General features: G+C 63.7%; 15 protein-coding genes. 11 read left to right on the plus strand and 4 right to left on the minus strand.

Features of this window, described 5'->3' with window-relative positions:
- Window positions 1-69: 69 nt before the first annotated feature.
- Window positions 70-873 carry a sulfite exporter TauE/SafE family protein gene (locus N911_RS0112675; protein WP_029897749.1) on the minus strand — a complete coding sequence of 268 codons (804 nt, stop codon included), beginning with the start codon at window positions 871-873 and terminating at the stop codon, window positions 70-72.
- A gap of 53 nt (window positions 874-926) precedes the next feature.
- Window positions 927-1628 carry a FadR/GntR family transcriptional regulator gene (locus tag N911_RS0112680; protein ID WP_029897751.1) on the minus strand — a complete coding sequence of 234 codons (702 nt, stop codon included), beginning with the start codon at window positions 1626-1628 and terminating at the stop codon, window positions 927-929.
- A gap of 301 nt (window positions 1629-1929) precedes the next feature.
- On the opposite strand from N911_RS0112680, the gene N911_RS0112685 reads away from it, so the two are divergent.
- Complete coding sequence (locus N911_RS0112685; protein ID WP_138774422.1) at window positions 1930-3426, plus strand: hypothetical protein; 1497 nt, start codon at window positions 1930-1932, stop codon at window positions 3424-3426.
- A gap of 122 nt (window positions 3427-3548) precedes the next feature.
- Here N911_RS0112685 and N911_RS0112690 read toward each other — a convergent pair whose 3' ends face one another.
- Together N911_RS0112690 and N911_RS0112695 are read right to left on the minus strand one after the other, a co-directional pair.
- Complete coding sequence (locus tag N911_RS0112690; protein ID WP_029897755.1) at window positions 3549-4730, minus strand: MFS transporter; 1182 nt, start codon at window positions 4728-4730, stop codon at window positions 3549-3551.
- Complete coding sequence (locus tag N911_RS0112695) at window positions 4727-5029, minus strand: helix-turn-helix transcriptional regulator (RefSeq protein ID WP_029897757.1); 303 nt, start codon at window positions 5027-5029, stop codon at window positions 4727-4729. The genes N911_RS0112690 and N911_RS0112695 overlap by 4 nt, the downstream gene beginning before the upstream one ends.
- A gap of 31 nt (window positions 5030-5060) precedes the next feature.
- On the opposite strand from N911_RS0112695, the gene N911_RS18320 reads away from it, so the two are divergent.
- From N911_RS18320 to N911_RS0112740, 10 genes are all read left to right on the plus strand, one after another.
- Window positions 5061-5519: a hypothetical protein gene (locus N911_RS18320; RefSeq protein ID WP_138774423.1), complete on the plus strand. Its 459-nt coding sequence runs from the start codon at window positions 5061-5063 to the stop codon at window positions 5517-5519.
- Window positions 5520-5646: 127 nt separating this feature from the next.
- Window positions 5647-7068: a sigma-54 interaction domain-containing protein gene (locus tag N911_RS0112700; RefSeq protein ID WP_237559976.1), complete on the plus strand. Its 1422-nt coding sequence runs from the start codon at window positions 5647-5649 to the stop codon at window positions 7066-7068.
- Complete coding sequence (locus N911_RS0112705) at window positions 7065-7430, plus strand: NifB/NifX family molybdenum-iron cluster-binding protein (protein ID WP_029897761.1); 366 nt, start codon at window positions 7065-7067, stop codon at window positions 7428-7430. The genes N911_RS0112700 and N911_RS0112705 overlap by 4 nt, the downstream gene beginning before the upstream one ends.
- On the plus strand, window positions 7424-9151 hold the full coding sequence (locus N911_RS0112710) for a sensor histidine kinase (protein WP_029897763.1): 1728 nt from the start codon (window positions 7424-7426) through the stop codon (window positions 9149-9151). Before N911_RS0112705 ends, N911_RS0112710 begins: the two co-directional genes overlap by 7 nt.
- Window positions 9144-9521 (plus strand): response regulator, encoded by a 378-nt coding sequence (locus tag N911_RS0112715; protein ID WP_029897765.1) that lies wholly within the window; start codon window positions 9144-9146, stop codon window positions 9519-9521. Before N911_RS0112710 ends, N911_RS0112715 begins: the two co-directional genes overlap by 8 nt.
- Before the next feature lie 249 nt (window positions 9522-9770).
- Window positions 9771-10289 (plus strand): response regulator, encoded by a 519-nt coding sequence (locus N911_RS0112720; protein ID WP_029897766.1) that lies wholly within the window; start codon window positions 9771-9773, stop codon window positions 10287-10289.
- Window positions 10286-11410, plus strand: a complete 1125-nt coding sequence (locus N911_RS0112725) for a sensor histidine kinase (RefSeq protein ID WP_081859241.1) — start codon at window positions 10286-10288, stop codon at window positions 11408-11410. The genes N911_RS0112720 and N911_RS0112725 overlap by 4 nt, the downstream gene beginning before the upstream one ends.
- Window positions 11407-11832: a response regulator gene (locus N911_RS0112730; RefSeq protein WP_035105518.1), complete on the plus strand. Its 426-nt coding sequence runs from the start codon at window positions 11407-11409 to the stop codon at window positions 11830-11832. Before N911_RS0112725 ends, N911_RS0112730 begins: the two co-directional genes overlap by 4 nt.
- Before the next feature lie 39 nt (window positions 11833-11871).
- Entirely contained in the window at window positions 11872-13203 is a 1332-nt protein-coding gene (locus tag N911_RS0112735; RefSeq protein ID WP_029897770.1) for a sulfite exporter TauE/SafE family protein, read from the plus strand.
- A 2-nt stretch (window positions 13204-13205) separates the two neighbouring features.
- The gene (locus tag N911_RS0112740; protein WP_029897771.1) at window positions 13206-13892 is read left to right on the plus strand and encodes a hypothetical protein; all 687 of its coding nucleotides are present in this window, start codon (window positions 13206-13208) and stop codon (window positions 13890-13892) included.
- The last annotated feature ends 62 nt before the right edge of the window (window positions 13893-13954 follow it).

Genomic DNA, 13954 nt, shown 5'->3' on the forward strand with positions numbered 1-13954 from the left:
GATTGGCAACGAAAAAGGGCCGCCCCGTCGACGGGGCGGCCCTTTTTCGCGGTGTATCGCCGCGCACCGCTAAAAGAAGAAGACGCTCAGGAGCATGCGGGTGCCAACGGCGAAGAGCAGCAGGGCGAATATTTTCTTGAGGGTGGGGACGGGCAGGGAGTGGGCCAGCCTGGCGCCCAGCGGCGCGGTGACCACGGACATGCAGACGATGCCCAGGAAGGCGGGCAGGTAGATGTAGCCGATGGTCCAGTCCGGCCGCCCGGCCACGCCGATGCCGTTGAGCAGGTAGCCCAGGGTGCCGGACAGGGCGATGGGCAGGCCGATGGCCGAAGCGGTGCCGATGGCGGTCTGCATGACCACGTTGCACCAGGTGAGGAAGGGCACGGAGAGGGTGCCGCCGCCGATGCCCACCAGCGCGGAGAAGATGCCGATGCCGTTGCCCGCGGCGAACATGCCCCCGAAGCCCGGAATCTGCCGCGAGGGGTGGGGCTTTTTGCCGGTGAGCATCTGGAAGGAAACGTAGTAGAGGAAGAGGCCGAAGAAGCCCTTGAGCACGTCGGTGCTCAGCAGGCTGGCGATCCACGCGCCGATGAAGGTGCCCAGCAGAATGCCCGGCGTGATGCGCCAGAAGACGTCCCACCGCACGGCTCCGCGCTTGTTGTGGGCACGGAAGCTGGAGACGGAGGTGAAGATGATGGTGGCCAGGGAGGTGCCCAGGGCCATGTGCAGGATGTGCTCGTGGGGGATGCCCTGCCAGGTGAAGGCGAAGGCGAGCATGGGCACGATGACCAGCCCCCCCCCGATGCCCAGCAGCCCGGCCAGAACCCCGGCGAACGCGCCCAGGGCGATGTAGAGCAGGAAGGATTCGATCATGGTCTCTCTCTTTGTTGGAAGCGTTGGAGTGGCGGTGTTGGTCTCGGCCGGGGTCAGCCATTCGGAAAGAGCAGCCCCTGAATGGACTCCAGGTGCTCGCGCATGGCCGCTTCGGCGGCCGGAGCGTCGCCCTGTTCGATGGCTGCCACGATGCGTTCATGCGCCTCCACGGAAGCCGCGCGCCGCTCCAAGGGCTGCAGCCCCTCGGAGCGGGACTCGTCCAGGATTTCGGCCAGGCTCTCCGTCAGTTTTTCCAGCACCGGGTTGCCTGTCATGGCCGCCAGCCGCGCGTGCAGCGTCTCGTCCTCGGCGCTGCCGTCCGCCCGGGCCTCCACAGCCCGGCGTTGTGCGTCGAGAATCCGCCGCAACTCCGCGACGTCGTCTCCGGTGCGGTTGGCCGCGGCCAGGGCGGCGATCTGCGGCTCCAGCAGCAGGCGCACCTGGAAGATGTCCCGCAGCCGCTTGCGCTCCGCGCTCAGCACGCCCGTCAGGGCCCGGGCCAGCTCGTCCTCGCCCACGTCCGCCACGTAGGTGCCGCTGCCAGCCTTGCTGACCAGAACCCCCTGGTCGGCCAGCACGCGAATGGCCTCCCGCACCGAGTTGCGCGACACGCCGAAGGCCTCGGCCATCCGCCGCTCGGTGGGCAGCCGGTCCCCGGGCGCGTGGTTATTCTCGGCCAGCATGGCCCGGATGCGTTCGGCCACCTCTCCGGAAACCGAACCGCGCCGCACCGCCGACGGCATGGAATAGGGCATTTCTCTCTCGATGCTCCCACCTGAATTGGTAGGTCCAAAGTACCAAAAGTACCAATTCAGTCAAGGGTGGGCCAATCCCCTCCGCAAACCGGTGCCGGACGGCGCGGCGGCATTGGGCCGAGGGCCTGGGAGGCGCGCCGGGCGATGGCTGCTCCGGGGGCGCGGCTTGTGCTCGGGTCGTTCTCCCCATATGGTCCTTCCCGGATTGTGTCGACGCAACACTATGACCGGGCCGAGCAGTGCACCGCAGTCATCCGGCCGTCCGATGGCGCACGGGCTGTTCAGCGGATTGGAAGTGTCCATGACGGAAAACATCTCGGAAAATCCCTCCATCTCCTCGCTGCTGCGCATCCACTACGACAAACGGTTCATCCCCGTGGCCAGGAGCTTTGTGGAGGCCCAGGCCCCGGTTCTGGGGATAGCGGAGGAGTCCGCGCGGTGGCTGAATCTGCTGGTGGAGGAGAGCCTGGCCTTTGTCATGGAGAAATACGTGGACAGCAGGCTCGACGCGCATATCGAGCTGGTGTTCAAGCTGTTCGACGGCGGCGTGGCGGTCATCGAGATCACGGACATCGGGCCGCCCATCCATGAGGACAGGGTGCCGGAGTTCGACCTGGAGGACGACGCTTCGGAATCCGGCCTGTGGTACAAGCTCGTCAAGGACGTGGCCGATGATTTCTCGTTCATCAACCAGCACAAGGACGGCTGGCTGATACGGATGGAGAAGAAGGTGGCCATGGACGGCGAGCGGGCCGGGCTGGACCGGGACAGCGCTCCGGAGGCGAAGCCGTCGCTGGCCGACCACCGCATCAGGCTGGCCACGCCCGGCGACGCGGCCGAGCTCATGGATCTGGCCTTTCTCACCTACCGCTATTCCTACGCGGCGGATTTCTACAACAAGGAACTGCTGGAGCGGGCCATCTCCAGGGGGACGTACGAGATCACGGTGCTGGACAACGGCAGCGCGATCGTCGGCGCGTACGTGGTCATCCATCCGGAATCGGGCGAGAAATGGGCCGAGATTGGCAGCGCCATGGTCCTGCCGGAGTACAGGACCACCCGGGCGGTGATGTACCTGTTCCGGGCCATGGGGGAATACATGAAGGAGAACCCCCGGGGCCTCGACTACTTCACCTCCCACATCGTGACCTCGCACACCCGGTCGCAGAAGCTGCTCCACAAGATACAGCCGCCCTTCAAGCCGCTGTTCCTCTTCCCCAACATGGTGCCCCGCCCGGAGTTCGTCGGCATCAAGCAGGGCTCGGAGGGACGGGAGTCGCTGATCTGGAGCTTCAGCCTGAAGCGCCCGTTGCGGCAGGACGTGCTGTACGCCCCGGAGTCTCGGCGCGCGATGCTGCGGGAACTGCTCGACAATACGGGCCACGGGGACGCCGTGGCCATTGAGGAGGCGTATCAGGAGCCGGCGGAGAGCGAGTCGCTGCTTCACGTGGAGCGGGTGGAACAGCAGGGATTCGCCATGGTCCATCTGGAAACCATGGGCGCGGACTGGTTCACGGCGATGGCGAGGGAAATCATGGCGCAACTCGCCAAGGGGATAGAAAACATCGCCGTGACCATCCCCACCATGTCGCCGCCGCCCCCGGACATGGAAAAACAGCTCGCCTCAATCAACCTGCTTTTCTCGGGCATCCACCTGGCCGCCGTCGACTCGTTGAAGCTGGTCTACTGCCTGACCACCAAGCCCATCGACTTCGAGAACATCCACCTCCACGACCCCGCCGCCCAAAAGCTGCTGGAAACCATGCGCACGGAATACCAGGCGCTCCAGCGGGCCTGAGCCGGACATCGGAAGAACCGGTCCGGTCGCACTCTTCCAAAAAACTTTTGCGGCCCCGCTCGAAAAAAAGGGGACCGCCCGGCCGGACGGTCCCCTTGGATCGTCGGGGTGGGCTGGGCCGCCTACTCGCAGGCGTAGGCGGCGGGGCGCCTGAACATCGCCCAGGCCACGGGCGCCATGCCCAGAACAATGGCCGCGCTGAGGATGACCGCGGGAATGTAGGAGCCGGTGGTGTCGGCTATCCATCCGCCCACGGGCGGTCCCACCAGGGCGGCCAGGCCGTAGCCCAGGAAGCAGACGGGGTAGAGCTTGGGGAAAAGCCGGGTGCCGAAGAGCTCCACCACGGACGAGGCGTAGACCACGAAGCAGGCCCCGAAGCCCATGCCCACCAGAAAGACCGTGGCCAGCACCATGGTTCCGGGCGCGCCGGTGAGCAGGGGCAGCAGGCACAGGCCGAGGAAGCAGAGGGAGAAGGTGATGGCCTGGCGAGAGCCAATCCTGTCGTGGATTTGCCCCCACAGGATGCGGCCAGCGGCGTTGCCCATGGCGAACAGGGAGATGGACAGCGTGGCCGAGGCCGCCGAAAGTCCCAGGGACAGGGCCAGCGGCTTGAGGTTGCCCACCACCAGCAGCCCGGCGAAGGTGCCGCAGAACATGCCCAGGAAGATGAGCGCGAAATTGCGCGACTTGAACACGCTGCCCGCCGCCGGTTCTGGGGTATCGACATTCGCGGCGCTTGTTTCCCCTTGGGGCAGGCGCATGAGCATGGCGCCGGTCAGGGCTATGACGCCGGAGCCCAGGCCGATGAAGAAGAACACCCGCATCACGTCCAGGCCCACGTCCGCCAGCAGGTGCTGGGCAATGGTGGAGAGGAGCACCGCGCCGCCGCCGAACCCTGCCACGGCCACGCCCGTGACCAGTCCCTTATTGTCCGGGAACCATTTCATGCCCACGGTGAGGGGGCAGATGTAGCCGAACCCGATGCCCGCTCCGGCGATGCCGCTGAGGCAGACCAGCAGCATGACGAACTCGCCCTGGGAGAAGGAGGCGAGCAGGTAGCCCGAGGCGAAGAGGACGGCCCCGATGGAGGCGGTGACGCGCGGGCCGTACTTCTGCAGCACGCGCCCGGCGGGGATCATGGTCAGGGTGAACATGGCGATGGTGGCGCCGAAGATCATGCCGCACTGGCTTCTGCTCAGGCCGTATTCGTCGGTCAGGACGGGCACGAACTCGCTCCAGGCGTACACGCCGCCCAGAATCATCTGTATGGCGACTCCGGCGGCCAGGACTATCCACTTGGTCATTCGTCGGTCTCCGTTTTCTTTTCAAGCAGGTCGAGCATTTCGCCGATGCGGCAGTGCCGTTCCAGCGGGTGCCGCAGCGTGGCGTTCCGGTGGAGGATGTACTTGTTGTGCCGCCCCTCGCGCGTGCGCTCGATGTAGCCGGCCTCGCACAGGTCGGAAACAATGCGCTGCACCGCGCGCTCCGTGATGCCCACCTCGGCCGCTATCTCCCGCATGCGCATGCCCGGGGCGCGGGACAGGCAGAGCAGCACGTGGGAATGGTTGGTGAGGAAAGTCCAGGAAGACGAATGGGTTTGCATGGCTGTCCCCGGCGGCCGCATTCCCTGCGGCGTGGCGAAGGAAGAATGTACGACCTGGAATACGCGAAATTCATTTCGTATGTCGGGCTGCAGGAATCTGTCCACTTTGCCCCGGAGTGTCAACCCAAAAGATGCCCGGAAAAGCGATTCCGCAGGCTGGCGGCGGTTCGCGAATCGGATGGGCGGCCCAGGATGGGTCGGGGCCTGGCGAAAAGGAGCAGAGCGCGGCAAGCTCGCTGAGGGCGGGACAATGCGGCGTGAGGGCGTCAACAGGCTGTTTTCGGGGGAGGGCTTGCCTGGTGCCCCCTTGGGAGCGGAAGCCCGGATTTTGGTCGTCCGAAAAGTTTTCGTCATCGGTCTTGGAATCGCCGACCGCCTCAATTTGTTTCATTTTGTTTTGTCACAAAATGTTTCAACTTGTTTCCAAAAGGTTTCTTGGTTTGCGCATCCTGTTTTCATCGTTGATTTTTATTCCTGGCCCGGTTCTTGATTAATGTTTCTCACAATCGACGCGGGCGGCAGGTCCCAGTTGTCTTTTGTTCCGCGTTGCGTTTATTGAGCAGAGTAGTCTCCATTTCCCTTCAACCCCGCTCGGTGCGGGATTTTCGGGGGTGGTCGTGGCGTGCCAGCCGCAGGCCAGCGTGAACGGGGTTTTCGCCGACCCCATCCGGCTCCAGCATCTGCTGGACGACCTGCCCATGGGAGTCATGCTGACAGACAACCGGCGCAGGGTTGTGCTGAAGAATCGACAACTTGAGCTCTTGACCGGCTTCAGCCTTCAGGAGGTGAAGGGAACGCCCTGCCGCGACGTCATGCGCACCGACCAGTGCCTCGCCTCTTGCCTGGCCGATGAGGCGGAGGCCAGAGACTGCACCGTATCCCGCCGTTGCGACATCATCGACCGCGACCGCCGCAAGGTGATGGTGAACGCAACCTCGGTGCCCCTGCGCAATGATTCCGGCGAGGTCATCGGTTTCATGGAAACGTTCACCGAAGCCAACACCGTGGACGAGGACCCCGAGTCCGTAGCCACCCAGATGGAGTTGGGCGGCATAGTGGGCCGGAGCCCCGCCATGGCCGAGGTGTTTCGCATCCTGCCAGTCATCGCCCAAACCGACTCCTCTGTGCTCATCACCGGCGAGACGGGTACGGGTAAGGATTTGCTGGCCGAAATCATCCACCGCAATTCTCCCCGGGCTGATGGCCCGTTTATCAAGATAAACTGCGGCTCCCTGCCCGAAAACCTTTTGGAATCGGAACTCTTCGGTCACGCCAAAGGGGCCTTCACCGGGGCCGTGGCGGACAAAATGGGGCGGCTGCGCATGGCCCACAACGGCACTGTTTTTCTCACCGAGGTGGGCGACCTGCCCCTTTCCCTGCAGGTCAAGCTGCTCACCTACCTCGACGACAAGGTGGTGCACCCTCTGGGCAGCACCAGGGAGTTCCAGACCGACGTGCGGGTAATCGCCGCCACGCATCGCGACCTGGAGGCCATGGTGGCCGCCGGGGGGTTCCGAAAGGACCTCCTTTTCCGGCTCAACGTGGTGCGCGTTTCCCTTCCCCCTCTTCGTCGCCGCCAGGGAGACGTGCCTTTGCTGCTTGACCACTTCCTCAAGCGCTTCAGCGCACGATTCAACAAGGAGGGAGTGGACATGGACGGGCAGGCCAGGGCCTTCCTCCTGTCCTACGATTACCCTGGCAACGTGCGAGAACTGCGCAACATCGTGGAATACGCGGTCAGCATCTGCCGGGGCCGCCGCATCCAGCTGGATGAACTGCCCGCCTACCTCTTTGATCGGCAGCCCGTGCAGACCGAGCATGAAGCCCAGCACTGGGCGGGGGAGGGCGCGACGCCCCAGTCCACGGAACCGTCCAGCAGCGACATGGACCACCGGGCCAGCTGGGCCCAAGTGGAGCGGAGCATGATCCTGGATGCCCTGCGGCGGGCCGGAGGACGCAAAGCCGCGGCTGCCAAGGCGTTGGGCTGGAGCCGAAGCACCCTGTGGCGGAAGATGAAGCGGCACGGAGTGGGTCTGTGAAGCCTCCCAGAGAGGCCCGCAGGGCGGTGATAACGACCTGGGAACAGTACGTCTGCTCCCGTTTCGACCAGGCCCAGGCGGTGCTGCTCGCCACCATCAGGGAGGGGGAGGTGGTGGAGTGCAACGACATCATTCTCGGCCCCACCACACCGGAAAAGCTTTGCCAGTTCATCCTGGGCGAGGATGCCGACACCCTGGTCACGGGGGGCATCCAACGGCGCTATTTCGAATACCTGACGTGGAAGAAGGTGGACGTCCTGGACTCGGTCATGGGGCCCTGGGAAACGGCTTTGAAGCTGCTGACCAAAGGCGAACTCCGGCCAGGTTCCGTGTTGTACACCCCGGAGGAGAACTCGTGCTGAGGAAATTCTTTTCCGATCTGTCCTGCGGTCTGCTACCTCAAAAAACCGGGGAGGATGGCGAGCCGCCTTGCCATTTCAGGGTCCTTCGGCGCAACATCATGGTCCTCATGCTGGTCGTTTCCCTGCTGCCCATGAGCCTGGTGGCGATCATCAGCCACAACGAGTCGCAGAAAGCGGTCAAGGAGGAGGCCCTTTCCCCTCTCAAGTTGACCATTGGCAAGACGCGCCACTCATTTGAGCTTTTCCTGGCGGAGCGCAAGTCCGCCTTGAACTTCGTGGCTTCCTCGGCCACCTTCGAGCAATTGGCCGACCAGAAGCGGCTGGAATCCGTATTCAACATCATGAGCCGCGAATACGGGGGTTTCGTGGACCTGGGCCTCATCGACGCCTCGGGCAGGCAGGTAAGCTATGTGGGGCCCTATGAACTGCGTGGCAAGGAGTACAGTGAGCACGCCTGGTTCCGGGAGGTCATGGTGCGGGGGGGCTACATCTCCGACGTTTTTCTGGGCTACCGCAGCTTTCCCCACTTCGTCATCGCCATGAAGCACTCCGGCCAGGGCGGGACCTGGGTTCTGCGGGCCACCATCGATTCCAAGATACTGCGCGACATCACCCGGCCTTCGGCAGGGGACAAGGGCGGCGACCTTTTTCTGGTAAACGACCAGGGAAGGCTGCAGACCGATTCCAGCTATTTTGGCCCAGTGCTCTCCGAGGTGCCCATGCGCATCGCCAAGACGGGATACGAGCCGGTCTCGGCCACCACGGTGGAGGATAACGGGCGGGATATGATGCTGGTTTACGGACCCATCCCCGAGACACCCTTCACTCTGGTCATGGCCCAGCCGCGCAACGTGGCCCTGGGAGCCTGGATTTCGCTGAAGAACAGGATGGCCATTGTTTTCGGCGTCTGCGTGGTGCTGGTGGTACTGGTGGTGCGGACCCTCTCCAAGCGGCTGGTGGAGCGAATCGAAATTTCGGACCGCAGGCGGGAGGCCGCCATCCACAGCATGGAGCACAACAACAAGTTGGCCTCAATCGGCCGCCTGGCCGCGGGGGTGGCCCACGAGATCAACAACCCCATCTCCATCATCAGCGAGGCCTCCGGACTGATGAGCGACATGCTCCGCGCCAGAAAGGATGTGCCACTTAGGGATCGCTTTTTGGAAATGACGGATTCCATTCAGGAGTCGGTGGAGCGTTGCGGCCGCATCACCCAGCGCCTGCTCGGCTTCGCCAGGCGAATGGACGTGCGCATGGGCATGGTGGACGTGAACAACGTGCTGCGCGAGGTGCTCGGCTTTCTCGATCAGGAGGCCAAGCACCGGGGCATCGAAATGCTGGTGGAACTGGACGGGGGGCTGCCGGAGATTGAATCCGACCGGGGGCAGTTGCAGCAGGTCTTTTTGAACATACTCAACAACGCCTTCAACGCCATCGAAAACGAAGGCCGGGTATCCCTGCGGACGTTCGCCCCGGACCCGGAGCACGTGGCCGTGGAGATAGCGGACAACGGCCGCGGCATGTCCGAGGAGGTCATCAAGCGGGTCTTTGAACCCTTTTACACAACCAGGGAGCAAGGAACCGGCCTGGGGCTTTCCATCACCCACGGCATAGTGAACAAGCTGGGCGGAACCATAGACGTGAAAAGCAGGCCCGGGGAGGGGGCGCGCTTCACCGTGATCCTGCCCCTGATACCGAGAGAGGAGAAGGAACATGGCTGAGTTCACCGTCCTTCTGGTGGACGATGAAACCAAATACGTGTCGCTCATGGCTGAACGGCTGGCCATGCACGACATTGAAGCCTATGTGGCGAACAACGGCATGGAGGCATTGCAGCGACTGGAGGAGATCGAGCCGGACATGATCGTGCTTGACGTGGTTATGCCCGGCATAGGCGGTATAGAAACCCTCAAACGAATCCGGGAGGTCATGCCCCGCACCCCGGTGATACTCCTGACCGGTCGCGGGGAGACCAAGGAAGGAATCGAAGGCATGCGGCTGGGTGCTTTCGACTACCTCAACAAGCCCATCAAGTTGGAAGATCTCATCAAGAAGATGCGCGAGGCATTGCGCTCCTCCGCTGAAGACTAGAAGCTCCTTCACCCCGTGAAGGAGAGGCCGCGCGTCCAGGGCACTGGGCGCGCGGCCTTTTTTCATTCGCCGTTTCGCCAGCGCGACGAAATGCGACGCACCCTCGTCGCAGAGCGTTTCCAGGTGTCGCAAGCCGTATGCTCGTGTGGATTATATGTCTTTTATCACTGGCTTTTTTCATTGGCATCCGTGTTGCTCACCTCTGCACAGGTGGCAACGGTCCTTTGTGACGCAACAAGGAGGAACGAGATGGCCAAGGAACGCTTCAAGGTTCTGCTGGTCGATGACGAGAAGGATTTCGTCGATCGTCTGTCCGAGCGGCTCAAGCTGCGCGACCTGGACGCGGACATTGCCTACAACGGCGAGGAGGCCCTGCAGGCGCTGTCCCGCGGCGACCACGGCGTCATGGTGCTGGACCTCCGCATGCCCGGCATCGACGGTTTGGAGGTGCTGCGCCGGGTCAGGCGGGAGCATCCCGAACTTCGGGTCGTCATCCTCACCGGACACGGCACCGAGTACGACGCGGAGGAGGCCAAGAGACTCGGGGCCTTCGAGTACATGCACAAGCCGGTGAACATCGACGAGCTGGATTCCACCCTGCGCCGCGCCTGGCGCTCCCTGGGCAGGATGAGGGACAACGTGGACTGCGCTCTCATGGCGGCAGCCTTCGGCGAGTGCGGCCTCTTCGATTACGCCGACGAAGTGATGCGGGAACTCGATCCCGAGCAGAAAGCCGACGCCAAGAAGAAGGAGGCTGGCGGGACATGATGACGGCTGCTGCGCGGAGGACCAGGGGAGGGCGGGGTTACTACCGTTCCATACGGCGGGTGTTTCTTTTCAACACCCTGCTCGCCCCCCTGGTTCCCCTGCTCCTGGTGGGAGGGCTGATGATCCATCAGTACGACTTCGTCTTCGGCCGGATGGCCATGGAGTCGGCTCCCTCCGGCCTGGCCTCCGGGTTGGCCACGAAGCTGGCGGGCGCGCGACTTGTGAGCCTGGCGGCCCTGCTGCTGGCGGTGCTGGCCGTGACCGTCAAGGCCTGGAGTCTTTCCCACCGCATGGCGGAGCGGGTGGCCGCCACCGACCGGGAGAAGCAGCGCCTCAATGAGCAGATGTGCCAGACCGCCAAGATGGCCTCCATCGGCGAACTGGCCGCGGGCGTGGCCCACGAGATCAACAACCCCATCGCGGTGATGATCGAGGAGGCGGGCTGGGTGAGGGACCTGCTGGAGGAGGAGGATCCGAAGGCCATCGCCAATTATGACGAGATCATCCGCACAGTGGACCAGATCGCGGTCCAGGGCCGCCGCTGCAAGGAGATCACTGCCAAGCTTCTGCTCTTCGCTCGCTGCGAGGACGCCGATGTGAGCGAGATCAGGGTGGACCTGCTGCTGGAGGATCTTCTGCCTGTGGTGCGCCGGCGGGCGGGCAGGCGCAACACCGCGGTGGAGGCTTCCATCGCCTCCGGCCTTCCGCCGGTGAACATTTCGCATACCGAACTGCAGCAAGTGCTCTTCAACCTTATCAACAACGCCCTCGACGCCATGGAGCCCGAGGGCGGGGACCTGCTGATCAAGGCCGGGCTCGAAGACGATGCCATCCAGGTGGCCGTGGAGGACACGGGCGTGGGCATACCCGCCGAGGACCTCGGCCGCGTCTTCGACCCCTTCTACACCACCAAGCCCGTGGGGCAAGGCACGGGGCTGGGCCTGTCCATCTGCTGGGGACTCGTCTCCAGGTGGGGCGGTTCCATTCAGGCTGAGAGGCGGCCGGGCGGCGGGACAAGGGTGCGGTTCACAATCCCCCTGCACGCCCAGCGCAATCAGCAGCCAAGAGCCGCTGCCTGCCGGATGGCCGGGCCCGAGGTCAAGGCGAGGGAAACGGCATGACCGACATTCGGGTGCTGATCGTGGACGACGAGGCTGAGTTCGTCGAGACCCTGGTCAAGCGGCTGCGCAAGCGCAAGCTGGACGTGGCCGGAGCCAAGGGGGGCGAGGAGGCCCTGACCGTGTTGGAGGAGCGCCCCGTGGACGTGGCCGTGGTGGACGTCAAGATGCCCGACATGAACGGCCTGGAACTGCTGAAGATCATCAAAAAGCGTTGGCCGCTGACCGAGGTGATCATGCTCACCGGACACGCCAGCCTGGATCTGGCCATGCAGGGAATGGAGAGCGGGGCCTATGACTACCTGATGAAACCCATGGACCTGGATGAACTGCTCTACGTCATCGAGGACGCCAACTCCAGGCGGAACCTGATGCGTGACGCCGACCGGACCGAGGAGGAGCCGCCCGCCCAAAGCCAGGGGTGACGGCTCGAGGCCAACCAATCGAAAACGGGAGAAACCACAGTGCGAACCATCAAGCAGTTCGGCGATTTCATGATGGCGGGGGCACGGGCCCACGCGGCGTGGGAGATTGAAAACGCCAGGGTGATTCTGTCCAGCCGAAAGCGGCTGTTTATCCTCATGCTCATGGTCCTGCCGGTTCTGCTGGCCGTGGGCGCGGGCTTCATCTACGCCGAGGAGCTGGGCCAGACCCTGCCGGAAATGCTGGGAGGCAAGAAGGCCTATTCACCGGCCCATTATTCCCTCAACATCTTCCTGGTCTCCATCGCCATCGGCCTGGTGGCCGGGCTCATCACCGGCTGCATCGGGGCGGGCGGCGGCTTCATCATCGCCCCCGCCCTGATGAGCGCGGGCGTCAAGGGCATTCTGGCGGTGGGCACCGACCTTTTCCATATCTTCGCCAAGGCCATCATGGGCAGCGTGCTGCATCGCAAGCTGGGTAACGTCAACGTCATGCTGGCGGTTGTATTCCTGGTGGGGGCAATCCTCGGAGCCACAGCGGGCGGGCTGATCAACCGCACCCTCTACGAGATCAACCCCATCCTCTCCGACGCCTTCATCACCACGGTCTACTCGGTGATGCTGGGTGGCCTGGGCTTTTACGCCCTGATCGATTTCCTGCGAGCCCACAGGGCCAGCAAGCGCAAGGGGCCCGCTCCCGGCGCGCCCCACGGCGGCCGGGACGAGGGCGCGGAACTGGGCAACCTGCCCCGCAAGCTTCAGGACATGCGCATTCCGCCCATGGTCGGCTTCGACCAGGATATCACCCCGGGCGGCCGTTCCATCTCCTGGGTATTCCTTGTGCTCTCCGGAGCCCTGGTGGGCATGGCCGCGGGCATTATGGGTGTGGGCGGAGGCTTCCTCACCTTCCCCATCTTCGTGTACATGCTGGGCGTGTCCTCCATGACCACGGTGGGAACGGACATCTTCCAGATCATCTTCACCGCCGGCTACGCCTCCATCAGCCAGTACGCCATCTACGGGTTCATCTTCTACACCCTGGCCATGGGCATGCTGCTGGGCTCCCTGCTGGGCATCCAGATCGGCGCCATGGTCACCAAGGTGGTGCCCGGCATCATGATCCGGGGCTTCTACGCCACCGCGGTGCTGGCCGGGTTCATGAACCGCATCTTCGCCCTGCCCTCCAAGCTGGCCTCCATGGAGCTCATCCCCCTGGGACAGGGAGCGGCGCGAATACTTGAAACCATAGGAAACGTCGCCTTCTTCGTGGTGCTGGGCACTTTCGCTGTGTGGGTATTCTACACCTTCTTCAAGAATATCGGCGTACTGCGCGGCAAGACCAAGGACGCCGACTACACGCCGCAGGAGGTCTAGCCATGGCTGTCAACAAGAAAGAATTCGCCCTCGGGGCGGGGCTCATGGTGGTGTTTCTGGTCGTCCTGGTGGCCATGTTCATGCCCTTGTTCAATGGCCTCAACGCCATGCAGTACCTGGACAGGTTCTACAACCAAGTCTCCAAGGAGTCGGCCTACTACATCCCCGAGCAGGTGGAGTTGGCTGAGTCGTTGCGGGGCCAGGACATCGACGCGGAGTTGCCCGCCGCCAACCCGGCGGAGGCGGAGCGGATGGCCAAACTTTTCCAGGCCACGGGCGCTTCCGCATCCGCCATGGAGAAGGCCGTCCGTGTCTCCGGGGATCTTGGGGCGCTCCTGCTGGGTTCGCTGGAGGACGCCGAACTGATGTACCGCAACAACGACCAGGCCCTGGAGGCCAAGTACGGCTTCCCCGGCAGGCTGGCCTTGTATGACTGGTGGCTGGCCCTGGGGTCGCTGGACAAGCAGCTCGGCAAGGAGAAGCGGTTCGAGGCGGCCACCAAGGTGCAGTCCATACGCGGCAGGGCGGTGGAGGCCTCCTACAACTTCTTCGGCATCGAGCCCATGAGTATTGCCGTTGGTCTGTGGGTCGCCGCCGGATCCCTCGCCTTCTACGTGGTCTACACCCTGTGGTACGGCTTCTCGATCCTGTTCATGTTCGAAGGAGCGGGCTTCAGGCTGGAGCATTAGCCAACCAGGCGTGGCCAAGGCCGGATTCGGGAATGCCATACCCTCCCCGGAATCCAGACTTC

It is taken from the genome of Desulfohalovibrio reitneri, assembly GCF_000711295.1.
Lineage (GTDB): Bacteria > Desulfobacterota > Desulfovibrionia > Desulfovibrionales > Desulfovibrionaceae > Desulfohalovibrio > Desulfohalovibrio reitneri.